The organism is Nocardioides sp. JCM 18998 (genome assembly GCF_055391535.1).
The window spans coordinates 139,730-163,998 of record NZ_AP043886.1 but is presented as its reverse complement, the minus strand read 5'-3'; the positions used below and the strand labels follow the sequence as shown (position 1 = coordinate 163,998).

Here is a 24,269-nt window from a genome sequence, read left to right as displayed (position 1 = left end):
TCCTGATCAGGCGCCGGCCGGCGCGTTGATCAGGGCCGCCACCTCGTCGACCGAGTCGACGAGGTGGATGTGCTCCTCCATCGGCCTCCCGGCCGCGAGCCGCTGCAGCAGCGGCCATGCCGGGTACCGCTCGGTCCAGTGGGCCCGGCCGACGAGGATCATCGGCGCGACCCGGTCCGGGCTGGCGTAGTAGTTCTCGCAGGCGTCCTGGAAGACCTCCTGCACGGTGCCGGCCATGCCCGGGAGGAAGACCACGCCCGCGTCGCAGATCTCCAGCAGGATCGCCTCGCGGGTGGCGTTGCGGAAGTACTTCGCGATCACGTCGCAGAAGACGTTCGGCGGCTCGTGGCCGTAGAACCACGTGGGGATGCCGAGCGAGGTCGCCCGCGGATGCTCGTCGTGCCCCGCCCGTACGGCCAGCGCGCTCACCATCCAGTCCTGGATCGACGGGGTGAACGTGGGCACCGTGGCCAGCTCCTCGATCGCGGTGCGCACCGTCTCGGGGGAGTACGACGCCAGCCAGGCGCCCAGGTTGGCCGCCTCCATCGCGCCCGGGCCACCCCCGGTGGCGACGACGTGGTTCTGCCCGAGCGTGTGGCCGAGCCGGGCGGCGTCGACGTAGGACGCGGTGCCGCGCCGGTCTGCGTGGCCGCCCATCACCCCGACCATGTGCCGTCCGCTGACCCAGGCGTCGAGCGCCTCGTCGATGCCGAAGTCGTGCAGCGCCCGGACGCGGGCCCGATCGCGGGTGTGCGGCTCGCGCGACCACGAGTAGGCGCGGGCGTCGAGGGTGTCCGGGTAGGCGGGGGCGTTGTACAGGTCCTCGGGCCGGTAGAGCGTGCTGCGCTCGGGGTCGACGGGCGCGTGCGGCACCGGCGGCGCGACCGGTGCAGGGCGGTGGCGGACGGGTCGGCGGGTGGTCACGTGGGTGAGGCTAACGGGGGCTACCGTCGTCCCCGTGAAGTCACTCAGCCGCGCCGTCGTCGCGGTCGTCGCCCTCGGACTGCTCGCCGGCACCGGCATCGCCTCGGCTCATGCGGGCGTGGCGGGCACAGGCATCGCAGGCGCCGGTGACACCTACTTCCCCGAGGACGGCAACCGGGGCATCGACGTGCAGAGCTACCGGATCGCCGACGCGTACGACTTCGGCACCGGCGAGCTCAGCGGCCACACCACCCTCACCGTGCGGGCGACCGACGCGCTGGGCGTCTTCGATCTCGACCTGCTGCTCCCCGTCTCCGCGGTGAGCGTCGACGGCGCCGTCGCGACCTTCAGCAGGCCCGACGCGCACGAGCTGCGGATCACCCCGGCGCATCCGATCGCGCGGGGCGCGACCTTCACCGTGACGGTCAGCTACGCCGGCTTCCCGGGCAGGATCTGCTGGCAGGGCGAGTGCGACTGGCTCGCCGACGGCGGCGAGGTCACCGCCATGAACGAGCCGCACATGGCGGCCTGGTGGTTCCCGTCGAACGACACCCCGGCAGACGCCGCCACGATGGACATCAGCGTCACCGTCCCCGCGAGCAAGACGGTCGTCGCCAACGGCCGCCAGGTCAGCCGTACGGTCGACGGGGCGCTCGCCACCACCCGCTGGGTCGCGCGCGACCCGATGGCGCCTTACCTCGCGTACTTCACCGCCGGAGACTACGAGGTCGCGCAGGGCACCAGCCACGGCCTGCCGTGGCTGGTCGCGGTCTCCGACGAGCTGCCGGCCCCGGAGCGGGCCCGGTCGATGCGGCTGATGCGGCAGACGCCCGCCATCACCCACTGGCTGACCGGCCGGCTCGGGCCGTACCCCTTCGAGACGGTCGGCGGCGTCACCACCGCTCTCAACCCGGGCTTCGCGCTGGAGAACCAGACCCGTCCGACCTATCCGGTGCTCGACGCCGAGCGGACCACCACGGTGGTGCACGAGCTGGCGCACCAGTGGTTCGGCGATTCGGTGCGGCTCTCGCGCTGGCGCGACGTGTGGCTCAACGAGGGCTTCGCGACCTTCATGGAGTGGTCTTGGACCGAGGCCCACGGCGGCCCCTCGGCGCAGGATCGGCTCCAGAGCGACTATGCGCGGCTGCTCGGGCGGTTCTGGTCGACCCGCGTCGCCCAGCCCGGGGCGTCGCGCCTGTGGACCGCGCAGGTCTACCAGCGCGGCGCGCTCACCCTGCAGGCCCTGCGCAACCGCGTGGGGGAGCGGGACTTCTGGTTGATCATGCGGGGCTGGGCGAGCAGCCACGCCGGCCGCGCCGCGACGACGAAGGAGTTCGAGCAGTACGCCGCTCACGTGTCGGGCGAGCACCTCCGTGGGTTCTTCAAGGCGTGGCTGGAGACGCCGCGCCGCCCCGCTCGCACGGCTGCGAACGGCCTCGACTAGGCCCTCCCGCACGACCGGCTCGGCCCTCCGGCACCGCCGACTCGGCCCTCCCGCACGACCGACTCGGCCCTCCCGCACGGTCGACTCGGCCCTCCGACACGTTGTCTTTGGACGGGACCACACGCATGGTGGTCCGACGGTGCTGTGCTCCGCGCTGGGACGGTGCCAAGACAGGTAGGTGGCACCCGCTGTACCGCTCTTCTCTTGTTGGTCTTCGTGATCGCCAGCAGGCCGTACGTACGCCACCCGCCCACCGGCAGCTGCCGGTGGGCGGGTGGCGTACCGGAGGCGACGGTCCCAGCCACGATTTCAAGGGAAGAGCGGCACAGAGAGTGCCAGTCGAGTGTCTTGGCACAGACCGCGAGACGAGCACAGTTCCGTCGGGCCACCAGCCCCGTGGCACAGAAAGAGACACGGGAAGATATATTCGAAAAGGGATCTCTGAACAGGTGATCTGGATCCAAAACTGTCGGACCCTGTCCGTAGATTCGAACCATGACCACCGCACTCGCCCTTGAGCTCGACCGGGACACCCCTGTCGGGCTCCTGGATGCGATGGGCGCGGCGCGCGAGGACGCCCGCCAAGCCGAGATCCGGCTCATGCGCCTCGCCTTGGACTGGGCGGACCTGCACTCGACCGACTCGATCGATCGGGCGATGACGGTGCCGGGCACCGACCACGAGCTCGCGATCGCGGGCGAAGGGGCGCCGCTGGTCGCGGAGTTCGCCGTCGCCGAGCTCGCTACCGTCCTGGGACGCTCGGCCGACTCGGCCCGGTTGTGGCTCGGGACCGTGCTCGAGCTGCGGTATCGCCTCCCGTTGGTGTGGGCACGAATGGCGTCGGGACCGTTGGAACCGTTCAAGGCCCGCCAGATCGCATCCCAGACCCTCACCCTGCCCCCGGACGCGGCAGCCTGGGTGGATGCCCAGGTGGCACCGGACGCGCACAAGATCGGGATCGTGCGCCTCGAACGCCTCGTCACCGAGGCGATCCGACGCTTCGACCCCGAACAGGCCCACGCCGACGAGATCGCTGCTGCCGAGCACCGCCACGTCAGCGTCCATGACCGCGACGTCACCGGTGGTTGCGCCGGGTTGAGTGCGTCCCTGGATGTGGTGGATGCCCGCGACTTCGAGACAGCGATCGCCCGCGCCGCCCACCAACTCCTGCTGAACGGCTCCGAGGAGCCACTCGACGTGCGGCGGGCGTTGGCGGTGGGAGAGATCGCGCGCCGCGAACTCGCACTCGGCCTGACCACCGGAGAGATCACCACCGGCGGGTCGGCCGCGACGCTGTACGTCCACCTGCACGTGGGCGAGCCGGAGGTGGCTCGTGTGGAGCACGGCTCCGGCGACTACGTGGTCGGGATCGAGCGGCTCCGCACCCGGCTCACCCGCCCCGGCACGACGGTGAGCATTCGGCCGGTGATCGACCTCAACACCGACCTCGTCTCGTCGGGCTACCAGCCCTCAGCGACGCTGCGGGAGCAGATCGTGCTGCGCAACCGGGTCTGCGTGTTCCCGCACTGCACCCGCAGCGCCCGGACCGCGGATCTGGACCACATCGACCCCTACGAACACGGCGGGTCCACCACCTCGGCGAATCTGGCGCCCCTGTGTCGGCTGCATCATCGGGTCAAGACCCATGCTGGCTGGGGGTACACCCAGTTGAGTCCCGGCGAGTTCCTCTGGACCAGCCCCCACCACCAGGCCTTCCACGTCGACCCCACCGGGACGACGGACGCGTCGAGGCTCGCCGCGCTCACACCTCAACCACCGGGCTGATCCACGCGTCAGCCCAGGAACGGCGCTGTTGCGCGGGCGAGCCAGGAGGGCTTGCCGGTGAGGGCCTCCTCGCGGTCCGCGAGGGTGGTGGCTACGAGGCCGGCGTTGACACCGAGCCATCGGAGGGGCTCGGGCTCCCACTGCGGGGAGCGGTGGCCGACCCAGGGCAGAGCGGTGAGTGCCGTGGACTCGCCGAGGATCAGGTCGCGCAGCGTGCGGCCGGCGAGGTTGGTGGTGGAGACGCCGTCGCCGACGTACCCGCCCGCCCACGCAAGCCCGGTCGTCTGATCGAGCCCGACGGAGGCGCACCAGTCCCGGGCGATGCCGAGCGCGCCGCCCCACGAATGGGTGAAGCGCGCGCCGGTGAGGACCGGGAAGAGGTCGGCGACGGTGGCACGCAGGGCGGCGAAGACCCGCTCGTCCTCCTCGTAGCGTCCCCCGGTGCGCGATCCGAACGCGTACGGCGCGCCGCGGCCGCCGAAGACGAGCCGGTCGTCCGCAGTGCGCTGACCGTAGACCACGAGGTGGCGGTGGTCGGCGAACGTCTCGCGTTGTGCCAGCCCGATCTCCTCCCACACCGACGCCGGCAGGGGAGCGGTGGCGACGATCAGCGAGTGCACCGGGATCACCTCGCGCTCGAGGCCGGCGAGCGCGGGCGTGTAGCCCTCGGTCGCGCGGACGACGACATCGGCGGTGACGGTCCCGCGGGCGGTGACAGCGCGATGCGGCTCGATGGCGGTGACGCGGGTCCGCTCGTGGATCGTGACGCCGAGCCGCTCGACCACGGCGGCCAGGCCACGTGCGAGCTTGAGCGGGTGCACCGCCGCGCAGTCGGGGGTGTAGGTCGCACCGACCACGCCCGTCGCCCGTACGCGAGCGGTGGCCTCGGATGCCGAGAGCAGGCGGACGTCGTCGAGTCCCCACGACCCGGCGTGTGCGACCTCTTCGCGGGCACGAGCCAGCTGCGGCTCGTTGCGTGCCAGCACGATGGTGCCGCCCTTGGCGATGTCGGCCTCGATGCCCTCAGCGGCGGCGACGGCGATCACTTCGTCGATCGAGGCGCGCATCGCGGCGTGCTGCGCCAGCGCCGCGGTACGTGACGACATCTCGGCGAGCGACTCCAGCGAGGCCGGGAAGAGCGCGGAGCACCAGCCGCCGTTGCGGCCGGAGGCGCCGAAGCCGGCCGTCTCGGCCTCGAGGATCACGATCCGCAGGTCGGGCCGGGCCGAGGCGAGGTAGTAGGCGGTCCACAGCCCGGTGTAGCCGGCACCGACGATCGCGACGTCGCACGCCATGTCCCCGGACAGGGCGGGACGTGCTGTGGGAGCCGGGCCGGCCGTCGTCTCCCACACCGACCCCGTGACGGTCGGCCTCACGCCGGGACGCCGAAGTTGTAGGTCTGCTTCTGCAGCTTGAGGTACATGAACGTTTCGGTGCTCGCCACGCCCGACACGGTCCGGATGCTGCTCGAGATCAGGCTCAGCAGGTGCTCGTCCGACTCGGCGACGATCTCCGCGAGCAGGTCGTACGCACCGGCGGTGAAGACCACGTAGTCGACCTCCTCGATCGCCGCGATCGCCTCGGCGACAGGCTCGATCGGCCCGTCGACCGTGATGCCGATCATCGCCTGGCGGGCGAAGCCGAGCTGGAGCGGGTCGGTCACCGCGACCACCTGCATCACGCCGCTGTCCGTCAGGCGCTGCACCCGCTGGCGCACGGCGGCCTCGGAGAGACCGACCTCCTTGCCGATGGCGGCGTACGAGCGGCGGCCGTCCTGCTGGAGCTGCTCGATGATGGCCTTGCTGACGTCGTCGAGCCCGGCTCCGCCGCCCGATCCGTTCCGCTTGCGAGTCATGTCGGACAGCGTACGGTTTTCGTTGTTCGGACGACACCGAACAACGGAGTCCGTTGTTACATCGCCGAAATAATGCGAACGTTATTGTGATCCGACACACGATCGTGAAATGATCCAGCGCCCTCTCTCGCATGTCACAGGAGCTCACGTGGTCGCAGCATCGCCACCCCCACGATTCGGAAGGCGCACCCTGCTCAAGGGCGCCGGAGGAATCGCGTTCGCAGGCGCCAGCCTCGCCGTGCTGCCGTTCTTCGGCACGCCCGACCGGCGCCAGACCCCGGCGGACTGCCGGGCGACCGACATGTCGAAGACCGACCGGACGCTGACGGTGAGCAACTGGCCGGTCTACATCGACGAGGACGACGCGAAGAGCGGTTACGTCTCGACGTTGACCCGCTTCGAGAAGCACTTCGATGTCAAGGTCGACTACCGCACCGATATCAGCGACAACGTCGCCTTCTTCCCGAAGGTGGTGAACCAGCTGGGCTCGTGCACCACGACGGGCCGCGACATGTTCGTGCTGACCGACTGGATGGCCGCGCGGATGATCAACATGGGCTGGATCCAGCCCATGGATCCCGCCCGCGTGCCGAACCTGCACCAGAACATCATCAGCTCGCTGCGCTCGCCGGACTGGGACCCGGACCGGAAGTTCTCCGCGCCGTGGCAGGCCGGCTTCACCGGTCTGGCGTACAACGCCGACTACCTGTCGAACCCGCCCAAGACGATCGTCGAGATGCTGACCCGGCCCGACCTCAAGGGCAAGGTCAGCGTGCTCACCGAGATGCGCGACACGATGGGCCTGATCCTGCTCGGCCTCGGCTACGACCCGGACAACTTCACCACGGCGCAGTGGAACAAGGCGATCGATCTGCTGACGAAGGCGAAGAACAGCGGCCAGATCCGCGCCTTCACCGGCAACGAGTACCTCGACGGCCTGGCGGGCGGCGACATCCTCGCCTCGGTCGCCTGGTCCGGCGACATCACCGCCGCTCCGGCCCGCCAGCACCTCAAGTTCATCGTGCCGCAGGAGGGCCTGATGATCTGGGCCGACAACATGCTGATCCCGAACATGACGCAGAAGCAGTCGCTGGCCGAGGACTGGGTGAACTGGTACTACGACCCGCAGATCGCGGCCTATCTCTCCGACTACAACTTCTACGTCAGTCCGGTGCAGGGCGCGCAGGAGTACATGCGCAAGATCGACCCGGACGCCGCGGACAACCCGCTGATCTTCCCGACCCCCGACTACCTCAAGCAGACGCATCAGTTCATGGCCCTGCAGGAGTACCAGATCCGTGACTACGAAGGAGCCTTCTCTGATGTCTCAGGCGTCTGAGCCCCGCGATCTCCGGCTCACCCAGCTGGAGAAGATCTACGCCAACGGCTTCACCGCCGTGCACCCGCTCGATCTAACGGTCCCGCAGGGCAGCTTCTTCGCGCTCCTGGGCCCCTCGGGCTGCGGCAAGACCACCACGCTGCGGATGGTCGCCGGTCTGGAGACCCCGACTGCCGGCAAGATCACCATCGGCGACAAGGAGATCACGTACGAGAAGCCGTACAAGCGTCCGGTCAACACGGTCTTCCAGAACTACGCGTTGTTCCCGCACCTCTCCATCTCCGACAACGTCGCCTTCGGACTCAAGCGGCGCGGCATCAAGGACACGGCCAAGACGGTCGCCGACATGCTCGACCTCGTCGAGCTGACCGCTCAGGCGAGCAAGCGACCGCAGCAGCTCTCCGGTGGTCAGCAGCAGCGCGTCGCCCTGGCCCGTGCGCTGATCAACCAGCCGGAGGTGCTCCTGCTCGACGAGCCGCTCGGCGCCCTCGACCTCAAGCTGCGCCGCGCGATGCAGCTCGAGCTCAAGCGGATCCAGACCGAGGTCGGCCTCACCTTCGTGCACGTCACGCACGACCAGGAGGAGGCCATGACCATGGCCGACACGATCGCGGTGATGAACGCCGGGCGGATCGAGCAGATGGGCTCGCCCGCCGACCTCTACGACAACCCCGCGACCACCTTCGTGGCCAACTTCCTGGGTCAGTCCAACCTGATCGCGGGCCACGTCGTCGGCGAGGACACCCTCGGCGGCCACCCGGTGGTCACGGTCGACATGGAGGGTACGACCGTCTCCATCCCGAAGGAGCGCTCGCACGTCACCGGTACGAAGGGCTGGGTCGGCATCCGTCCCGAGAAGGTGCTCGTCGCCCCGGCCGGCGAGCAGCTCGACGCCCCCGGCAACCACTTCACCGGCGGCACCATCGTCGACACCAGCTTCATCGGCGTCTCCACCCAGTACATCCTGCGCACCGCGTGGGGCCAGGAGCTCACGGCCTTCGAGCAGAACACCGGCGCGCGCGGCGTGATGGCGCCCGGCACCGCTGTCGACTTCACCTGGCGCCCCGAGTTCGCCTTCCTCCTCGACGCGAGTCAGGACGTCAGCGCGGGCGTCGACACCGGGGAGGAGTGATGCGCTCACGCAGGTGGCTCCCGTACGCCCTGATCGCCCCGGCCGCCGTCTGGCTGCTGCTGTTCTTCGTGGTCCCGTTCTACTCGCTGCTCGCGAACAGCCTCTACGACCCGAAGGGGTCGAACCTCACCGGCTACGACGTCACGTTCCACTTCGCGAACTTCACCCACGTGATCTCGAAGTACTGGCCGCACATGTGGCGCTCCCTGTGGTGGGCGACCATCTCCACCGCGCTCTGCCTCGTCCTCGGGTACGTCCTGGCGTACACGATCGCGTTCAAGACCGGCCGGTGGAAGAACGTCGTGCTGGTCCTCGTGGTGGCGCCGTTCTTCACCAGCTTCCTGATCCGCACCTCGGCGTGGAAGCTGATCCTGGCCGACCACGGCTGGGTGGTGCAGACGCTTCAGTCGCTGCACGTGATCGGTGACAACGGCCGCATCCTGGCGACCCCGGTCGCGGCGATCGCGGGCCTGACGTACAACTTCCTGCCGTTCGCGATCCTGCCGCTCTACACCAGCATCGAGAAGCTCGATCGACGCCTGCTCGAGGCCGCCGAGGACCTCTACGCCTCGCCGGCGAAGGCGTTCATGAAGGTGACGCTGCCGCTGACGATGCCGGGCATCGTGGGCGCGACGCTGCTGACCTTCATCCCGTCGGTCGGTGACTACATCAACGCCCAGCTGCTCGGTGGCACCACCGACCGGGTGGTCGGCCAGGACATCGAGAGCCTCTTCACCACGACCGGTGACTACGCCTCCGCGGGTGCGCTCTCGGTGATCCTGCTCGTCGTGATCCTGGTGATGACGATGTTCTACGTCCGCAAGGCCGGTACGGAGGAGCTCCTGTGACCACCACCAAGACACCGCTCTTCACCCCGTCCTCCTCCTACGTGGAGGAGTGGGCGCACGACCCGGCCCCGCGCCGCCTCGTGGTCGGCGCCCGGATCGCCTGGGCGCTGGCCGCCCTCGGCGCCCTCGCCCTGATCGGTCTGGCCATCGGTCTCACCACGTACCGCTACAGCCACGACGACACCGGCCTCAACTTCGCCGGCCCGCTCTACGCACTGCTCGTCGTGGTCATCGTCGTGGCGATCGGCTTCTCGCTGTACGCGATGAAGAGCGCCAACGAGACCGTACGGGGCAACACCGCGGCCTGGTCGCGGCTGGTCGGCCTCGGCACCGCGGCGGCCGTCGCCTCGGTCGTGGTCGCCTGGACGCTCTTCGCCAAGGGCGCCCCGGTCGGTGGCGTGGTCGCGATCGTGTGGGCGGTCCTCGTCCTCGCGCCGCTCCTGGTGCTCTCCACCGCCCCGGTGAACGCGTGGTTCCAGACCCGGTCCCCGTGGTTCTCGGTGCTCGGCTGGATCCGCGGGAACCTGATCGCCTTCGCCGGTCTGCTGGTGATGGCCTACCTCTACATCCCGAACGCCGTCGTCGCGGCGATGAGCTTCAACAACGAGACGCAGAAGCGGACCGTCTACCAGTGGTACGGCTTCACCACCGACAACTGGACCAACGTCTGCAAGCCGCAGGGCATGTGTCACTCGGTCGAGGTCAGCCTGCTCATCGGTGTGGTCGCGACGATCGTCGCCACCGCGATCGGCACGCTCGCGGCCTTCGCGATGGTGCGGCACCGCTTCGCCGGTCGCACCTCCTCCAACGTGGTGATCTTCCTGCCGATGGCGACGCCGGAGATCGTGATGGGCTCGGCGCTGCTGGCGTTCTTCGTGGCGCTGCACCTCGGCGGCCACCTCGGCCGGACCACCATCGTGGTCGCGCACGTGATGTTCTGTCTCTCGTACGTCATCACCACGGTGAAGGCACGCCTCGCGGGCATGGACTCCACGCTCGAGCAGGCCGCGATGGATCTCTACGCGGACGAGAAGACCACCTTCATGAAGATCACGCTGCCGCTGGTCTTCCCGGGCATCCTGGCGGCCTCGCTGCTCTCGTTCAGCCTGTCCTTCGACGACTACATCATCACCAACCTCAACGCCGGCACGGTCACGACGTTCCCGATGTACGTCTGGGGTGCCGCACAGCGCGGCCTGCCGATGCAGGTGAACGTGATCGGCACGTTCATGTTCATCCTGGCGATCGCCGTCGTCGCGACGGGTGAGCTGCTCGGGCGTCGCCGCTCCCGCGGAGCCTGACGCGCGACACAGCAACAGCAAGAGGCCCCGTCCATCGGACGGGGCCTCTTGCTGTTGGAGCCGGTGGTCGAGGTGCGAGCGTTAAGAGCCTCGCAACCCCGGGGGCTGCTACTTCGCGTCGCGCTCCAGGATTCCGGCGGCGATCTCGGTGCCGATGCGGATGGCACCGTCGACGTGCTGGAAGCCGAGCCCGGCCACGTCGCTCGAGCCGAAGTCGACGACGCCGAGCGGCTCGCGCAGCTTGGCGCCGTAGCGGGTCAGGCTGCCGAGGTCGAAGCTGGTGCCGAAGGCGCCGCCGGTGAGCTCCTGGTGCTGCCAGTCGGACTCGTGGAACACGATCGGCTCGAGGGCCTGCTCGCCGAAGTACGCGGCCGCCGAGGCCAGGATGCGCTGGCGGCGCTCGTCCTCGCTGAGCCGGCCGAGCTCGTCGGCGCTCAGGCCGGCGATGAAGCCGACCAGGAAGCCGCGTTCGTCGCCCTCGGGGGTGTTGTCGTAGATCTCGTGGATCGGCAGGTACGGCGCGAAGCCCGTGCCCGACAAGCCCTGCTCGCGCCAGAACGGGGTCGGGTAGACCAGCTGGACCTTGATGACCAGCCCGAAGGACTGGTGCTCCCGCGCCATCCGGTGCTCGGCCGGCATCTCGGGGGTGAACCGGATCCGGCGCTGCACGGTCGGCGGGACGGCCACCACGACGCGGTTCGCGCTGAGCTGCTCGCCGTTGACGTGGACGACGGCGCCGTCCTCGCGCCACTCGATCAGGGTGACGTCGCTGCTGAGCCGGATCCGGTCGTGGCCGACCTTCTCCGCCAGCACGCGCGGCACCGAGGCGAGCCCGCCGACGACCCGCTTGTCGAGGATGAAGTCGGCGTCGACCAGGTGGCTGAAGGCACCGGCGCTGGCCGCCATCAGGATCGCCTGGAGCGCGGAGAACGAGTGCGCGGGCTTGGTCAGCATCGCGGGACCGACGTAGAGCGCGATGTTGTCGCACGCCTCCTGGTCGTCGCTCTGCTCGCGCAGCCAGTGGGTGAACGAGACCGTGTCGAGGTAGGCCGCGTCGGGGTGCTCCCACGGACGGTCGGGATCCATCTTCGCGACGATCTCGTCCATCAGGGCGGTGAGTCGCTCGATCTCGGCGTTGGTCTTCTCGGAGACCGGCATCTCGTCGGTGAACCGGCGAGCGACGCCGTCGGCACCCACGTACAGCGACTCGCCCTCGCGGTAGCGCTTGAACGTCTCCAGGCCGAGGTCGTCGATCAGGGCGATCAGGGCGGTCTGGTCGGGGGAGACCCACTGCCCGCCGACCTCGAAGTCGACCTCCTCGCCGTTCTCGTCGACCTCGTCGTGGGTCTCGTTGCGCAGTCGGCCGCCGATCCGGTCGCGCGCCTCGAGGACGGTGACCTCGCGGCCCGCCTGGAGCAGGCGGTACGCGGTGACCAGCCCGGTCACGCCGGCGCCGACGACGATGACGTCGTGCTGCTGAGGGGTGTTCACAGGGTGTCGCTCTCGTTCGTCAGGGAAGGCTGCTGCTGGGTGATGCAGTGGATGCCGCCGCCACGGTCGAAGAGCGGGCGGGCGTCCACTGAGACGACGCGGCGGCCGGGATAGGCCGCGGCGAGCAGCTCACGCGCGGGGCCGTCGTTCGCATCGTCGTACGAGCAGGCGATCACGCCGCCGTTGCAGACGTAGTGGTTGATGTAGTTGTGGTCGACCGGTCCGTGCTCGTCCTCGGTGCGCACCGGAGCGGCCACGTCCACGATCCGCCAGGCTTCCGGGAAGGCACCGCGCAGGCCGGCCATCACGGCGTGGTCGGGGTGACCCGGGTCGGCCTGGGCGTGCAGCAGCACGACACCGGGCTCGGGGACCGCGGCCACCATGTCCACGTGGCCGCGGGTCCCGAACTCCTCGTAGTCGCGGGTCAGCCCGCGATCGAGCCAGACGACGGTATGCACCCCGAGGGTGCGCCGCAGCTCTGCCTCCACCCGCTCCGCGGTCCAGTCCGGGTTGCGACCCGGGTCGAGCTGGACCGTACGGGTGACCAGAACGGAGCCGGTACCGTCCACGTGGATGGCACCGCCCTCGTTGACCATCTCGGACGACACCAGCTCGGCGCCGCTCCACTCCGCGATGGTCCGGGCGATCCGGGCGTCCTTCTCCCAGGTCGCCCAGCTCTGCGCGCCCCAGCCGTTGAAGATCCAGTCGACCGCGCCGAGCCGGCGACCGGTGGCGGCGTCGTCGACCACGAACGTGGGGCCGATGTCACGCATCCAGGCGTCGTCGAGGGGTGCCTCGAGCAGCTCGATCCCGCTGCCGAGGTGGTGGCGGGCGATCGCGACCGCCGACGGGTCGACGACCATCCGGACGGGCTCGAACTCGGCGACGGCGTGAGCCACCGCCGCCCAGGTCGTCCGGGCCTCCTCGGCGTCGGCCGCCGTCTCACCCAGCGTGTAGCCCGACGAGGGCCACGCCATCCAGGTGCAGTCGTGGCGTGCGGTCTCGGCCGGCATCCGCCAGCCCGGGGCAGCTGCCGTCACAGCAGGCCCGCGTACGTGTCGGGACGACGGGTGCGCAGGAACGGGAAGAGCGTCAGCCAGTCGCCGCGCTGGTCGAGCTCGACGTCGGCGACGACCACGGCCTCCTCATCGCGCGGCGCCTGGGCCAGGACACGGCCGTACGGGTCGACGATGAAGGACGAGCCGTAGAACTGGATCCGGCCCTCGTCGCCGGTGCGGTTCGGCACCACGATGAAGAGGCCGTTGGCGATCGCATGACCGGTGATGACCTGCTGCCACAGTGGCTGGGTGTCGAAGTCCGGGTGGTCGGGCTCGGAGCCGATCGCGGTCGGGTAGACCAGCACGTCGGCGCCGCCGAGGGCATACGAGCGCGCGACCTCGGGGAACCACTCGTCCCAGCAGGTCGGCATGCCCAACCCGATGTCACCGGCGAGGTCGGCGCCGAGGCCCTCCGGCCGGTGGACCGGGTAGGCGTCGTCGGCCGGGCCGGGGCGGAAGTACTTGTCCTCGACGTAGCCCTCGGTGACCGGGATGTGCGTCTTGCGGGTGCGGGCGACCAGCTCGCCGGAGGGGTCGATCAGGATCGCGGTGTTGAAGCCCAGGTCGTCACCGGGCTGGTCGGCGCGCTCGTAGAGCGAGGCGTGCACGAAGACGCCGTGCTTGCGGGCCGCCTCGCGGGCGAACGTCGCGGTCGGACCGGTCTCGAGGTCCTCGGTCAGGTCCGAGGCCTTGCCCTGCGGCTCCTCGAACGCGGGGTAGCGCGACAGGGTGAGCTCGGGCAGGAAGACGACCTTGGCGCCCTGCTCGGCGGCGGCGCCGATGCCCTCGTCGAGGGCGGCCTTCAGGGCGGCCGGGTCCTCGCGCCAGGCGTGCTGGACCAGGCCGACGCGCAGGGTTCCGCGGGTGGGGGAGTCGGTACGGGCAGGGGAGGAGAGCGCCGGGCCGGCGATGACCTTCACAGTGCTTGATTTCCTTCGTGTTGACGATGTGGGGGAGGCGGTGGTTCGAGTGGTGCGGGGATGCTCAGATGAGCGTGGCGCCCTTCTCCAGCACGACGCGGAGCACCTGGGTGATCTCGTCGAAGTGGGTCTGGTCGCAGATCAGCGGCGGGGCGACCTGGATGACCGGGTCGCCACGGTCGTCGGCACGGCAGTAGAGGCCGTTCTCGAAGAGCGCGCTGGAGAGGTAGCCGCGCAGCAGTCGCTCGGACTCCTCGGCGTCGAACGACTCCTTGGTCGTCTGGTCCTTGACCAGCTCGATGCCGTAGAAGAAGCCGTCGCCGCGGACGTTGCCGACGATCGGGATGTCGAGCAGGGACTCCAGCGAGGCACGGAACGCCCCCTCGCGGTCCCGGACCCCCTCGAGGATCTTCTCGTCCTCGAAGATCTGCAGGTTCTTCAGTGCCACCGCCGAGGAGACCGGGTGGCCGCCGAACGTGTAGCCGTGGAAGAAGGTGTTCGAGCCCTGGAGGAACGGCTCCATCAGTCGGTCGGAGGCGATCATCGCGCCGATCGGGGAGTAGCCCGAGGAGAGGCCCTTGGCGCAGGTGATGATGTCGGGCTGGTAGCCGTAGCGCTCCGCGCCGAACATGTAGCCGAGCCGGCCGAAGGCGCAGATCACCTCGTCGGAGACGAGCAGCACGTCGTACTCGTCGCAGATCTCGCGGACCCGCTGGAAGTAGCCCGGCGGCGGCGTCAGGCAGCCACCGGCGTTCTGCACCGGCTCGAGGAAGACCGCAGCGACGGAGTCGGCGCCCTCGTACTCGATCGCCTCGGCGATCTGGTCCGCCGCCCAGCGACCGAAGGCCTCCTCGTCGTGCGCGACGTGCTCGGGCGCGCGGTAGAAGCCCGTGTTCGGCACCCGGAACGTCGAGGGCACCAGCGGCTCGAACGGCTGCTTGAACGCCGGCAGGCCGGTGATGGAGAGCGCGCCCTGGGTGGTGCCGTGGTAGGCGTACTTGCGGCTGATCACCTTGTGCTTGCCGGGGCGCCCGGTGAGCTTGAAGTAGTTCTTGGCGAGCTTCCACGCGGTCTCGACGGCCTCGCCCCCGCCGGTGGTGAAGAAGACGCGGTTGAGATCGCCGGGGGCCAGGGAGGCCACCTTCGCGGCGAGCTCGATCCCGGCCGGATGGGCGTAGGACCACAGCGGCATGTACTCCAGCTGCTTGGCCTGCGCAGCGGCGGCCTCGGCGAGGTCGGCGCGGCCGTGGCCGAGCTGGCTGGTGAACAGTCCGCCGAGGGCGTCGAGGTAGCGCCTGCCCTGGTTGTCCCAGATGTAGGCGCCCTCGCCCTTGACGATGATCGGGACGTCGGAGGACTCGTACACCGAGTGCCTGGCGAAGTGGAGCCAGAGGTGGTCCTTGGCGGCGCGCTGCAGCTCTTCGTTGCTCATGGCCATAGGGCCATCGTTCCTTCGCTTCCTCGATCTGGCAAGCGAATCCGTTGTTTGAGTACGGATTAGTAGCGAAATCCGTTGCCGTGGCTGGGCTGCGTTGCGCGAAACAACAAACCGAGGAGAATGTAGCGAGCGCTTCGTACATCGGGTTACGATCCTCGTATCCTCCGGGGAGCGACCCCGCAGGAACAGCCACAGGAGAGTAGAAATGGCCAGCAAGGGCTCCCATACCGCCGCGATGAGGATCCTGCTCGTGGGCGCTGGCGGAGTGGGCGCGGCGTTCGCCGCGATCGCTGCACGCCGCGACTTCTACGAGAAGATCGTCATCGCCGACTACGACGCCGAGTCCGCCGAGCTCGCGGCCGCCGTCGACCCCCGCTTCGAGTGGGCGCAGCTCGACGCCGGCGACGTCAACGCCGTCGTCGGTCTCGCGCACCAGCACCAGATCACCCACATCATGAACGCGGTCGACCCGCGCTTCGTGATGCCGATCTTCGAGGCCGCGCGCATCATCGGCGCCGACTACCTCGACATGGCGATGTCGCTCTCCCAACGCCACCCGCAGGACCCCTACACCAAGACCGGCGTGATGCTGGGCGACCAGCAGTTCGCCCAGCACCACCTCTGGCAGGCCAACGGCCGCCTGGCGCTGGTCGGCATCGGCGTCGAGCCCGGCCTGGCCGACGTCTTCGCCCGCTACGCCGCCGACCACGAGTTCTCCGAGATCGACGAGCTCGGCGTCCGCGACGGCTCCAACATCACTGTGGAGGGCTACGAGTTCGCGCCGTCCTTCTCGATCTGGACGACCATCGAGGAGTGCCTCAACCCGCCGGTGATCTGGGAGAACGGCACCTGGCGCACGACCGCGCCGTTCAGCGACCCCGAGGTCTTCGACTTCCCCGAGGGCATCGGCCCGGTGGAGTGCGTCAACGTCGAGCACGAGGAGGTGCTCCTCATGCCGCGGTTCGTCAACGCCAAGAAGGTCACCTTCAAGTACGGCCTGGGCGATGAGTTCATCGAGGTCCTCAAGACCCTCTCCAAGCTGGGCCTGGACAAGGTGGAGCCCGTCGACGTCAAGGGCGTCCAGGTCAGCCCGCGCGACGTGGTTGCCGCGCTGCTGCCCAACCCGGCCAAGCTCGGCCCGCAGATGAAGGGCAAGACCTGTGCGGGCCTCAAGGTCACCGGTCTCGGCAAGGACGGCGAGCCCAAGGCCGTGTACTACTACCACGTCGTCGACAACGAGTGGTCGATGGAGGAGTACGGCCACCAGTGCGTCGTGTGGCAGACCGCGATCTGCCCGGTCGTCGCCCTCGAGCTGATGGCCAAGGGTGTCTGGAAGGGCTCCGGCGTGCTCGGCCCGGAGGCGTTCGACGCGCTGCCGTTCCTCGAGCTGCTCAACGAGTACGACGGCCCGGACTGGGGCGTCAAGGCACTCTGATCGAGGCCGGAGACCGGCCCGGAACGTCATACGCCTCGCGCCCGACTGCGGCGCGAGGCGTATGACGTCGGTCGACGGTCTTACTGCTGCACGTAGAACAGGCGCTTGTTCAGGAACTCGTCGATGCCCAGCGGGCCGAGCTCGCGGCCGAAGCCGGAGCGCTTGGTGCCGCCGAACGGCAGGTCGGCGCCCTCGCCGGCCGGGGTGTTGACGTTGGCCATGCCGACCTCGAGCTGGCCGGCGACGGCGATCGCGCGCTCCTCGTCGGTGGAGAAGACCGCGCCGCCCAGGCCGAAGTCGACGGCGTTGGCCAGCTCCACGGCCTCGTCGTCGCTGGTGACCTTGTAGACGACCGCGACCGGTCCGAAGAGCTCCTCGGAGTAGGCCCGCATCTCCGGCGTGACGCCGGTGAGGACGGCCGGGGCGAAGTACGCGTTGTCGCCCAGGGTGCCGCCGGCGTGCAGGGTGGCGCCCTTGTCGACGGCGTCCTGGACCTGGGCGGCCAGGCCCTCGGCGGCCTTGCGCGAGACCATCGGTGAGTACAGGTCGTCGCCGTCCTGGCCGGCCGCGCGCGGCGTCATCGCGGCGGCGCGCTTGGTCAGCGAGGCGACGAACTCGTCGTACACGTCCTCCATCACGATCATCCGCTTGTTGGAGTTGCAGGCCTGGCCGGTGTTCTCCATGCGGGTCGCCCAGGCGGTCTCGGCCGCGGCGTCGACGTCGTCGCTGTCGAGGACGATGTACGGGTCGGAGCCGCCGAGCTCGAGGACGACCTTCTTGAGGTGGCGACCGGCCGTCTCGGCGACGGCGGTGCCGGCGCGCTCGGAGCCGGTCAGGGAGACGCCGCGCACGCGCTTGTCGGCGATCATCGAGGCGACCTGCTCGTGGGTGGCGAACAGGTTGCTGTAGACGCCCTCGGGGACGCCGGCGTCGGCGAAGAGCTGGGCGAGCGCCAGCGCCGAGGTCGGGCAGTTCTCGGCGTGCTTGAGGATGACGGTGTTGCCGGCCAGGAAGTTCGGCGCGGCGAAGCGGGCCACCTGGTAGTACGGGTAGTTCCACGGCATCACGCCGACGATCGGGCCCACCGGCAGGTGCTCGATCCGGGCGTTGGTGTGACCCGGCAGCGTCTTGTCGGCCAGGAGCTCGGCGCCGTTGTCGGCGTAGTAGCCGAAGATCTCGGCGCAGAACTCGGCCTCGCCCTGGGCGCCGCTGGGCCGCTTGCCCATCTCGGTCGTGATCAGGGCGCCCAGCTCGGGCGCGCGCTCGGTGAAGAGCTCGGCGATGCGCTTGACGATCGCGGCTCGCTCCTCGAGCGGGCGGCGGCGCCACGCGTCGAACGCGGCGGTCGCGCCGGCGACGGCCTGCTCGACCTCCTCGTCCGTCGCGAAGGGGAAGGTGTCGAGGATCTCGCCGGTCGCGGGATCGGTGACCTGGTACGGCGGCGTCTGGGTGCTCACAGGGTTCTCCAGTTCTGATGTTTCCGGTCTGCCTCTCCACCCTACGGTGACGGGATCAGTGGCCGGAAGGATCTGAGACGACGGATTCGGTCAAGCCGCGCTCGAATGTTTGGATACAAACGATATGGGGTGGAAGGTGTCGGGTCCAGAGGCTGGCCCGAAGACTGGGAGGATGTGCCCGTGCGTGACGTGGTGATCCTCGGTTCGACCGGCTCCATCGGCACCCAGGCCCTGGAGCTGGTGCGCCGCAACCCGGGCCGCTTCCGGGTCGTGGGGCTGACGGCGGGCGGGGGGCACCCCGAGCTCTTCGAGCAGCAGGTGGCCGAGTTCGCGCCGTCCTTCAGCGGGCTGGGGGAGGCTGCGTCGATCGAGGCCGCCGCGCTGCGCGCCGACGTGGTGCTCAACGGCATCACCGGTGCGGTCGGTCTGCGTCCGACCCTGGCCGCGCTCGAGGCGGGCAACACCCTCGCGCTGGCCAACAAGGAGTCGCTGATCATCGGCGGTCCGCTGGTCAAGAAGGTGGCGTCGCGCCGACCCGATGGAAGCAGCCAGATCGTGCCGGTCGACAGCGAGCACAGCGCCATCGCGCAGTCGCTGCGCGCCGGTCGTGCCGACGAGGTGCGCCGACTGGTTGTCACCGCCAGCGGCGGCCCGTTCCGCGGTCGCACCCGCGCCGAGCTCGCCCAGGTCACCCCGGCCCAGGCGCTCAAGCACCCCAACTTCGCAATGGGCCGCGTGATCACCACCAACTCCGCGACCCTGGTCAACAAGGGCCTCGAGGTGATCGAGGCGCACCTGCTCTTCGACGTGCCCTTCGACCGGATCGAGGTCGTCGTACATCCCCAGCAGCTGATCCACTCGATGGTGGAGTTCACCGACGGCGCCGTGGTGGCCCAGCTGGGGCTCCCGACCATGATGGTGCCGATCGCGATGGGGATGGCCTGGCCCGAGCGGATCGCCGATGCCGAGACCCCGATCGACTGGACCCGCGCCCAGGACTGGCGCTTCGAGCCGCTCGACGACGAGGCGTTCCCGGCCGTACGACTCGCTCGCGAGGTCGGAATCCGTGGCGGCACCGCCCCGGCGGTCTACAACGCGGCCAACGAGGTCTGCGTCGACGCCTTCCACGACGGCCGGATCGCGTTCACCGCCATTGTCGACACCGTCGAGAAGGTGGTGGCTGGGCATACGGACGTACCCTCGTCTGAGACGCTCACCGTCGACGACGTCCTTGCCGCCGACGCGTGGGCGCGTGCCACCGCAACCGGCCTGATCGGCCCAGCCCTGAACGGAACCGCGTGACCGCCGTCTACTACCTCCTCGGGGTCGTCGTCTTCGTGACAGCGATCCTGGTCTCGATCGGCCTGCACGAGCTGGGCCACATGATCCCGGCCAAGGCGTTCGGCGCGAAGGTCACCCAGTACTTCATCGGATTCGGCCCGACGGTGTGGTCGAAGACCAAGGGCGAGACCGAGTACGGCGTCAAGGGCGTCCCGCTCGGCGGCTACGTGAAGATCGTCGGGATGCTGCCGCCCGGTCCCGAGGCCGACGGCCACGAGGGCCAGGTGCGCCAGTCCAACACCGGCATGTTCACCCAGCTGGTCTCGGACGCCCGCGCGGCCGAGTGGGAGGCCATCCGCCCCGAGGACGAGCCGCGCCTCTTCTACCGCCTCGCCTGGTGGAAGAAGGTGATCGTGATGGCCGGCGGCCCCACGGTCAACCTGCTCATCGCGTTCGTCATCTTCCTCGGCCTCTTCGGCATCTACGGCTCGCGCACGGTCGTCGCCGACAGCGGTCCGCCGGTCGTCGACACCGTCAGTCAGTGCGTCCTGCCGTACGCCGAGTCGGGCCGGTCCTGCAAGGCCAGCGACCCGGTCTCGCCGGCGTACGCCGCGGGCCTGCGCCCCGGTGACCAGATCACCTCGTTCAACGGCACCGCCGTCCAGGACTGGGACCAGCTGCGGGAGCTGATCCGCGGCAACCTCGCCGGTCACGCCGTCATCGGCTTCACCCGCGACGGGACCGCGATGACGGGGGAGACCAACACCACCGTCGAGGCCCGCCCCAGCGGCGACGACCCGGCGGACCAGAGCCTCCAGCAGGTCGGCTTCCTGGGCGTCGCGCCGGCGTCCCACACCCAGGTCACCCACGGCGGCCCGTGGTTCACGCTGCGCCAGATGGGCACCATGACCAAGGACTCGGTGACCGCGCTGGTCCACCTGCCCGCGCGGGTCTGGGGCGTGGCCGAGGCCATCGTCGGCGCCAAGGAGCGCGCTGCCGACAGCCCGGTCAGCATCGTCGGCGGCGGCCGGATCGCGGGCGAGGAGATCTCCGCGACCGACTTCCCGCTCGGTGACCGCGTCGCCGGGCTGCTCTCGCTGGTCGCCGGCTTCAACCTCTTCATCGGGCTCTTCAACTTCATCCCGCTGCTGCCGCTCGACGGTGGCCACATCGCCTCCGCCCTGTGGGAGGCGATCCGGCGCGGGTTCGCGCGGCTGCGCCGACGCCCCGACCCGGGGTACGTCGACGCCGCCAAGCTGCTGCCGATCGCGTACGTCGTCGCCAGCTTCCTGCTGGTGATGGGTGTCGTGCTCATCGTCGGGGACCTCGTCGTCCCGCTCCACCCCCTCGCCAACTGAGTCCGCCCCGAACCGAATGGATAACCTCGCGCCATGACTTCCCTGGGCATGCCCGAACTGCCTGCTCCGGTGCTCGCGCCGCGGCGCCCGACCCGCCAGATCCAGGTCGGCAAGGTGGGCGTCGGATCGGAGTCGCCGATCTCGGTCCAGTCGATGACCACCACGCTCACCTCGGACGTGAACACCACGCTCCAGCAGATCGCCGAGCTGACCGCCGCCGGCTGCGACATCGTGCGGGTCGCCTGCCCGAGCCAGGACGACGCCGACGCGCTGCCGGAGATCGCGAAGCACTCGCAGATCCCGGTGATCGCCGATATCCACTTCCAGCCGAAGTACGTCTTCGCCGCGATCGAGGCGGGTTGCGCCGCGGTCCGGGTCAACCCGGGCAACATCCGCGCCTTCGACGACCAGGTCCGTGAGATCGCGGCCGCGGCCAAGGACCACGGCACCTCGATCCGGATCGGCGTCAACGCCGGCTCGCTCGACAAGCGCCTGCTGGAGAAGTACGGCAAGGCCACCCCCGAGGCGCTCGTCGAGTCGGCGATCTGGGAGGCGAGCCTCTTCGAGGAGCACGGCTTCCGCGACTTCAAGATCTCGGTCAAGCACAACGACCCGGTCGTGATGGTGCGGGCCTACGAGCTGCTCGCCGAGGCCGGCGACTGGCCGCTCCACCTCGGCGTGACCGAGGCCGGCCCCGCGTTCCAGGGCACGATCAAGTCCGCGACCGCCTTCGGTGCGCTGCTGTCGAAGGGCATCGGCGACACGATCCGCGTCTCGCTGTCCGCGCCGCCGGTGGAGGAGGTCAAGGTCGGCATCCAGATCCTGCAGTCGCTCAACCTGCGCCCGCGCAAGCTCGAGATCGTCTCCTGCCCGTCCTGTGGCCGTGCCCAGGTCGACGTCTACACCCTCGCCGAGCAGGTCACCGCGGGTCTCGAGGGCATGGAGGTCCCGCTGCGCGTGGCCGTGATGGGCTGTGTCGTCAACGGGCCCGGCGAGGCCCGCGAGGCCGATCTCGGCGTCGCCTCCGGCAACGGCAAGGGCCAGATCTTCGTCAAGGGCGAGGTCATCAAGACGGTGCCCGAGTCGAAGATCGTGGAGACCCTCATCGAGGAGGCCATGCGCCTCGCTGAGGAGATGGAGCCGGTCGAGGGCGCCTCGGCCGAGGTCAGCGTCTCGTAGCCTGCTCGGGCCGCGTCGCGGCCGACTCGCTCATTCGCGGCCGGCACCAGCGCTCGTGCCTCGCTCGCGCTGCCCCTCGCTCGCTCGTCTAGAGTCACCGCATGCTCACGATGCGTCAGGGGATCCGGCCACTCGGGCCGGCCGACCTCCCCGCGTTCCTCGAGCTCACCGGGCGCGACCCGGTCGTCAACGTCTTCGCCGATCACCGTGCGCGCACCACCAGCCTGGACCCGCGCTGGCTCGGCGGCGAGGTCTGGGGTCGCTGGATCGGCGGGGACCTGACGGCCGCCTGCCACGTCGGTGCCAACCTGGTGCCGATCAACGCCACCGCGGACGACGCCCGCGCGTTCGGAGAGCGGGCGCTCACCCGAGGGCGTACGGTCTCCACGATCGTCGGCCCGGCCGCGCCGGTCCGGGCCTTCTGGGACACCGTCGCCGCGTCCTGGGGCCGGCCCCGCGAGCAGCGCTGGGTGCAACCTCACCTGGTCCTCGACCACACCCCCGTGCTGCCCGCCGACCCGCTCGTGCGCCGCTCCACCCGCGCCGACTTCGACCGGCTCTACCCGGCGTGCGTCGCGATGTACACCGAGGAGGTCGGCGTCTCGCCCGAGATCGGCGGTGGCGGAGACCTCTACCGGGCGCGGGTGCTCCAGCTGATCAGCCGCGGGTGGTCGTTCGTGCGGGTCGAGGAGGGCCGGGTCGTCTTCAAGGCCGAGGTCGCGTGCGCCTCCCCGTACGCCGCTCAGATCCAGGGCGTCTACGTGGTCCCCGACCGACGGGGCGAGGGCCTCGCCTCGCGCGGGATGGCCGCCGTGGTCGAGACCGTCCGCCGGGAGATCGCCCCCGCGGTCTCGCTGTACGTCAACGACTGGAACGCTCCGGCCCGCACGGCCTACGAGCGGGTCGGCTTCCGCCAGACCGCCACCTTCGCCACCGTGATGTTCTGAGGCGCCTGCCGGAAAGTCCACCGACGCCGGTTCGTCAGCCGGGGCCCCGCTACTGTCGGGCCCATGAGTCTTCCGTGGGATGCCAGGATCGTGCTGGGCGCGTTCACCGTCAGCGGGGTCGTCCATCTCGTGCGGCCACAGGTCTTCATGCCGCTGATCCCTCGGCAGCTGCCGGCGCATCGTGAGATCGTCATCGGCAGCGGGGTGGCCGAGCTGGTCTGTGCCGCGGGCCTGGCGCACCCGAGGACCCGGCGTCTGGCGGGCTACGCCAGCGCCGCGCTGCTCGTCGGGGTGTTCCCGGGAAACATCAAGATGGCCCTCGACGCGCGCCGCTCCAGCAACACCAGGCTGCGGGCCGCGACCCTCGGCCGGCTGCCGCTCCAGCTGCCGCTGATCCGCGGCGCTCTGCGCGCAGCGAAGGCCGCCTGACCTCGGACTTCACTGGAGTACGTCCGAGTCGGCTTCCTCCCGGGTGATGCTGCGGACCTGGATGTTCGTGGCGCCGAACATCGCGGCGAGCCGGTGGGCGTCGCCGGGCCTGAGATCGACGACGGCGATGTCGAGCCTGCCGGTTCTCACATCCGGGCCGAAGGCGTGGAGCTGCGTGCCGCTCGCGACGATCTCGTCCCGTCGGGCCTCCAGCGACGCCATCATCCGGTTCAGCCGGGTGAGGTTGTTCGCGACCCTGCGGAACGCGAGGCGATGCTGCGGTACGGCAGCACGGAACGCCGCCTCCGTGGGCGGGTCGAGGCGCGTGAGGTAGACCGTGAGGTCACTGCCCGGGTCACCGACCGACAACCCACCGAAGAGCTTCCGGTACGGGCCCATCCCGAGGCGTCGCAGACGCTTCTCGACGGGCTCGGGCAGCGCCTGGGCGCGGTGCGTGGTGCGGGCGAAGCTCGCCGGGGAAAGCGGTGTCGCCGGGGTAGCCGATGGCCCCGCGTGCGATCGATCGGTCGCGAGCGCCATGGTCGCCGTCACGGCGAGAGCCGCGGCCGCCCCAGCGGCCGCCACGGCGAGGCGAGCGCCACGTCGTCGAGTGTGCATGTTCTACAAGACGCGGGGCCAGGCGCTCCG

21 protein-coding genes are annotated in these 24,269 nt (G+C 69.9%); 12 read left to right on the top strand and 9 right to left on the bottom strand.

The window, feature by feature from the left end:
* Nucleotides 1-6 precede the first annotated feature (6 nt).
* On the bottom strand, nt 7-924 hold the full coding sequence (locus ACZ5L9_RS00785; RefSeq protein WP_464532431.1) for an LOG family protein: 918 nt from the start codon (nt 922-924) through the stop codon (nt 7-9).
* A gap of 34 nt (nt 925-958) precedes the next feature.
* Between ACZ5L9_RS00785 and ACZ5L9_RS00780 the strand changes: the two genes are divergently transcribed.
* Together ACZ5L9_RS00780 and ACZ5L9_RS00775 are read left to right on the top strand one after the other, a co-directional pair.
* Nucleotides 959-2,368: a M1 family metallopeptidase gene (locus ACZ5L9_RS00780; protein ID WP_464532427.1), complete on the top strand. Its 1,410-nt coding sequence runs from the start codon at nt 959-961 to the stop codon at nt 2,366-2,368.
* A gap of 495 nt (nt 2,369-2,863) precedes the next feature.
* Nucleotides 2,864-4,153: an HNH endonuclease signature motif containing protein gene (locus tag ACZ5L9_RS00775; RefSeq protein ID WP_464532424.1), complete on the top strand. Its 1,290-nt coding sequence runs from the start codon at nt 2,864-2,866 to the stop codon at nt 4,151-4,153.
* A gap of 8 nt (nt 4,154-4,161) precedes the next feature.
* On the opposite strand, the gene ACZ5L9_RS00770 is transcribed toward ACZ5L9_RS00775, so the two are convergent.
* Both ACZ5L9_RS00770 and ACZ5L9_RS00765 read right to left on the bottom strand, forming a co-directional pair.
* Nucleotides 4,162-5,529 carry an NAD(P)/FAD-dependent oxidoreductase gene (locus tag ACZ5L9_RS00770; protein WP_464532421.1) on the bottom strand — a complete coding sequence of 456 codons (1,368 nt, stop codon included), beginning with the start codon at nt 5,527-5,529 and terminating at the stop codon, nt 4,162-4,164.
* A complete protein-coding gene (locus ACZ5L9_RS00765) occupies nt 5,526-6,008 on the bottom strand; it encodes an Lrp/AsnC family transcriptional regulator (protein ID WP_464532418.1) in 483 nt (160 codons plus the stop codon). The genes ACZ5L9_RS00770 and ACZ5L9_RS00765 overlap by 4 nt, the downstream gene beginning before the upstream one ends.
* A 148-nt stretch (nt 6,009-6,156) precedes the next feature.
* Here ACZ5L9_RS00765 and ACZ5L9_RS00760 point away from each other — a divergent pair, with 148 nt between their 5' ends.
* From ACZ5L9_RS00760 to ACZ5L9_RS00745, 4 genes are read left to right on the top strand one after another with little or no spacing between them, the layout of a single operon-like run.
* Nucleotides 6,157-7,347, top strand: coding sequence for a polyamine ABC transporter substrate-binding protein (locus ACZ5L9_RS00760; RefSeq protein ID WP_464532416.1), 1,191 nt, complete (start codon nt 6,157-6,159; stop codon nt 7,345-7,347).
* The gene (locus ACZ5L9_RS00755) at nt 7,331-8,479 is read left to right on the top strand and encodes an ABC transporter ATP-binding protein (RefSeq protein WP_464532414.1); all 1,149 of its coding nucleotides are present in this window, start codon (nt 7,331-7,333) and stop codon (nt 8,477-8,479) included. Before ACZ5L9_RS00760 ends, ACZ5L9_RS00755 begins: the two co-directional genes overlap by 17 nt.
* A complete protein-coding gene (locus ACZ5L9_RS00750) occupies nt 8,479-9,327 on the top strand; it encodes an ABC transporter permease (protein WP_464532411.1) in 849 nt (282 codons plus the stop codon). Before ACZ5L9_RS00755 ends, ACZ5L9_RS00750 begins: the two co-directional genes overlap by 1 nt.
* Nucleotides 9,324-10,628, top strand: coding sequence for an ABC transporter permease (locus tag ACZ5L9_RS00745; protein ID WP_464532409.1), 1,305 nt, complete (start codon nt 9,324-9,326; stop codon nt 10,626-10,628). Before ACZ5L9_RS00750 ends, ACZ5L9_RS00745 begins: the two co-directional genes overlap by 4 nt.
* A gap of 108 nt (nt 10,629-10,736) precedes the next feature.
* Here ACZ5L9_RS00745 and ACZ5L9_RS00740 read toward each other — a convergent pair whose 3' ends face one another.
* The 4 genes from ACZ5L9_RS00740 to ACZ5L9_RS00725 form a co-directional block, all read right to left on the bottom strand.
* Nucleotides 10,737-12,119 (bottom strand): flavin monoamine oxidase family protein, encoded by a 1,383-nt coding sequence (locus ACZ5L9_RS00740; RefSeq protein ID WP_464532406.1) that lies wholly within the window; start codon nt 12,117-12,119, stop codon nt 10,737-10,739.
* Entirely contained in the window at nt 12,116-13,159 is a 1,044-nt protein-coding gene (locus tag ACZ5L9_RS00735; RefSeq protein WP_464532404.1) for an agmatine deiminase family protein, read from the bottom strand. Before ACZ5L9_RS00735 ends, ACZ5L9_RS00740 begins: the two co-directional genes overlap by 4 nt.
* Entirely contained in the window at nt 13,156-14,097 is a 942-nt protein-coding gene (locus tag ACZ5L9_RS00730) for a nitrilase-related carbon-nitrogen hydrolase (RefSeq protein WP_464532401.1), read from the bottom strand. Before ACZ5L9_RS00730 ends, ACZ5L9_RS00735 begins: the two co-directional genes overlap by 4 nt.
* 64 nt (nt 14,098-14,161) lie before the next feature.
* A complete protein-coding gene (locus ACZ5L9_RS00725) occupies nt 14,162-15,529 on the bottom strand; it encodes an aspartate aminotransferase family protein (RefSeq protein WP_464532399.1) in 1,368 nt (455 codons plus the stop codon).
* Between the two features lie 211 nt (nt 15,530-15,740).
* Between ACZ5L9_RS00725 and ACZ5L9_RS00720 the strand changes: the two genes are divergently transcribed.
* On the top strand, nt 15,741-16,970 hold the full coding sequence (locus ACZ5L9_RS00720; protein ID WP_464532397.1) for a saccharopine dehydrogenase family protein: 1,230 nt from the start codon (nt 15,741-15,743) through the stop codon (nt 16,968-16,970).
* A gap of 80 nt (nt 16,971-17,050) precedes the next feature.
* On the opposite strand, the gene ACZ5L9_RS00715 is transcribed toward ACZ5L9_RS00720, so the two are convergent.
* Complete coding sequence (locus ACZ5L9_RS00715; protein ID WP_464532395.1) at nt 17,051-18,427, bottom strand: NAD-dependent succinate-semialdehyde dehydrogenase; 1,377 nt, start codon at nt 18,425-18,427, stop codon at nt 17,051-17,053.
* A 180-nt stretch (nt 18,428-18,607) separates the two neighbouring features.
* Here ACZ5L9_RS00715 and dxr point away from each other — a divergent pair, with 180 nt between their 5' ends.
* The 5 genes from dxr (at nt 18,608) to ACZ5L9_RS00690 (ending at nt 23,621) form a co-directional block, all read left to right on the top strand.
* Nucleotides 18,608-19,729 (top strand): 1-deoxy-D-xylulose-5-phosphate reductoisomerase, encoded by a 1,122-nt coding sequence (dxr, locus tag ACZ5L9_RS00710; RefSeq protein ID WP_464532392.1) that lies wholly within the window; start codon nt 18,608-18,610, stop codon nt 19,727-19,729.
* Complete coding sequence (locus ACZ5L9_RS00705) at nt 19,726-21,066, top strand: M50 family metallopeptidase (RefSeq protein WP_464532389.1); 1,341 nt, start codon at nt 19,726-19,728, stop codon at nt 21,064-21,066. Before dxr ends, ACZ5L9_RS00705 begins: the two co-directional genes overlap by 4 nt.
* A gap of 33 nt (nt 21,067-21,099) precedes the next feature.
* Complete coding sequence (gene ispG, locus ACZ5L9_RS00700; protein ID WP_464532386.1) at nt 21,100-22,245, top strand: flavodoxin-dependent (E)-4-hydroxy-3-methylbut-2-enyl-diphosphate synthase; 1,146 nt, start codon at nt 21,100-21,102, stop codon at nt 22,243-22,245.
* Nucleotides 22,246-22,346: 101 nt separating this feature from the next.
* Nucleotides 22,347-23,192, top strand: coding sequence for a GNAT family N-acetyltransferase (locus ACZ5L9_RS00695; RefSeq protein ID WP_464532383.1), 846 nt, complete (start codon nt 22,347-22,349; stop codon nt 23,190-23,192).
* Nucleotides 23,193-23,255: 63 nt separating this feature from the next.
* Entirely contained in the window at nt 23,256-23,621 is a 366-nt protein-coding gene (locus ACZ5L9_RS00690; RefSeq protein ID WP_464532381.1) for a DoxX family protein, read from the top strand.
* A gap of 9 nt (nt 23,622-23,630) precedes the next feature.
* On the opposite strand, the gene ACZ5L9_RS00685 is transcribed toward ACZ5L9_RS00690, so the two are convergent.
* The gene (locus ACZ5L9_RS00685; RefSeq protein WP_464532379.1) at nt 23,631-24,161 is read right to left on the bottom strand and encodes a hypothetical protein; all 531 of its coding nucleotides are present in this window, start codon (nt 24,159-24,161) and stop codon (nt 23,631-23,633) included.
* Nucleotides 24,162-24,269 lie beyond the last annotated feature (108 nt).

What these genes read in the sequence shown, in the direction of transcription:
- ACZ5L9_RS00690 (WP_464532381.1), top strand. Translation starts at nt 23,256, where the DNA reads ATGAGTCTTCCGTGGGATGCCAGGATCGTGCTGGGCGCGTTCACCGTC.
- ispG (WP_464532386.1), top strand. Translation starts at nt 21,100, where the DNA reads ATGACTTCCCTGGGCATGCCCGAACTGCCTGCTCCGGTGCTCGCGCCG.
- ACZ5L9_RS00720 (WP_464532397.1), top strand. Translation starts at nt 15,741, where the DNA reads ATGGCCAGCAAGGGCTCCCATACCGCCGCGATGAGGATCCTGCTCGTG.
- ACZ5L9_RS00750 (WP_464532411.1), top strand. Translation starts at nt 8,479, where the DNA reads ATGCGCTCACGCAGGTGGCTCCCGTACGCCCTGATCGCCCCGGCCGCC.
- ACZ5L9_RS00755 (WP_464532414.1), top strand. Translation starts at nt 7,331, where the DNA reads ATGTCTCAGGCGTCTGAGCCCCGCGATCTCCGGCTCACCCAGCTGGAG.
- ACZ5L9_RS00695 (WP_464532383.1), top strand. Translation starts at nt 22,347, where the DNA reads ATGCTCACGATGCGTCAGGGGATCCGGCCACTCGGGCCGGCCGACCTC.
- ACZ5L9_RS00765 (WP_464532418.1), bottom strand. Translation starts at nt 6,008, where the DNA reads ATGACTCGCAAGCGGAACGGATCGGGCGGCGGAGCCGGGCTCGACGAC.
- ACZ5L9_RS00725 (WP_464532399.1), bottom strand. Translation starts at nt 15,529, where the DNA reads ATGAGCAACGAAGAGCTGCAGCGCGCCGCCAAGGACCACCTCTGGCTC.
- ACZ5L9_RS00685 (WP_464532379.1), bottom strand. Translation starts at nt 24,161, where the DNA reads ATGGCGCTCGCGACCGATCGATCGCACGCGGGGCCATCGGCTACCCCG.
- ACZ5L9_RS00775 (WP_464532424.1), top strand. Translation starts at nt 2,864, where the DNA reads ATGACCACCGCACTCGCCCTTGAGCTCGACCGGGACACCCCTGTCGGG.